The organism is Burkholderia sp. BCC1640 (genome assembly GCF_902833125.1).
GTDB lineage: Bacteria > Pseudomonadota > Gammaproteobacteria > Burkholderiales > Burkholderiaceae > Burkholderia > Burkholderia diffusa.
Genome location: NZ_CADFEF010000099.1, coordinates 1 through 935, shown reverse-complemented (window position 1 = coordinate 935; position 935 = coordinate 1). Strand labels below are relative to the sequence as shown.

Here is a 935-nt window from a genome sequence, read left to right as displayed (position 1 = left end):
CTGCTCGCTCGCGTGTCGCGCTTCGCGAATGCGCTGAAGAAACGCGGAATCGGCAAGGGCGATCGCGTCGTCATCTACATTCCGATGTCGATCGAAGGCATCGTCGCGATGCAGGCCTGCGCGCGCATCGGCGCCACGCACTCGGTCGTGTTCGGCGGCTTCTCCGCGAAATCGCTGAACGAGCGGCTCGTCGACGTCGGCGCGGTCGCGCTCATCACCGCCGACGAACAGGCGCGCGGCGGCAAGACGCTGCCGCTCAAGAGCATCGCCGACGAGGCGCTCGCCATGGGCGGCTGCGAAGCCGTCAAGAGCGTGATCGTCTATCGCCGCACCGGCGGCACGATCGACTGGCACGCCGGGCGCGACCTGTGGATGCACGAGATCGCCGACAGCGAATCCGACACGTGCGCCCCCGAATGGGTCGGCGCCGAGCATCCGCTGTTCATCCTGTATACGTCGGGCTCGACCGGCAAGCCGAAGGGCGTGCAGCACAGCACCGGCGGCTATCTGCTGTGGGCCGCGCAGACGATGAAGTGGACCTTCGACTGGAAGCCCACCGACGTGTTCTGGTGCACGGCCGACATCGGCTGGGTCACGGGCCACACGTACATCACCTACGGCCCGCTCGCGTGCGGCGGCACGCAGGTGGTGTTCGAAGGCGTGCCGACTTACCCGGACGCAGGCCGCTTCTGGAAGATGATCAACGATCACAAGGTCACGGTGTTCTACACCGCGCCGACCGCGATCCGCTCGCTGATCAAGGCCGCCGAGGCCGACGACAAGGTTCATCCGAAGAGTTACGACCTGTCGAGCCTGCGCATCATCGGCACGGTCGGCGAACCGATCAATCCGGAAGCGTGGATGTGGTACCACAAGCACGTCGGCCAGGAACGCTGCCCGATCGTCGACACGTGGTGGCAGACCGAAACCGGCGG

The 935-nt window shown here is 66.2% G+C and carries 1 protein-coding gene; it reads left to right on the top strand.

From position 1 onward, the window contains the following. Positions 1–935, top strand: a 935-nt coding sequence (locus tag HWX25_RS32625) for an AMP-binding protein (RefSeq protein WP_175912710.1), incomplete at both ends; no start/stop codon positions are given.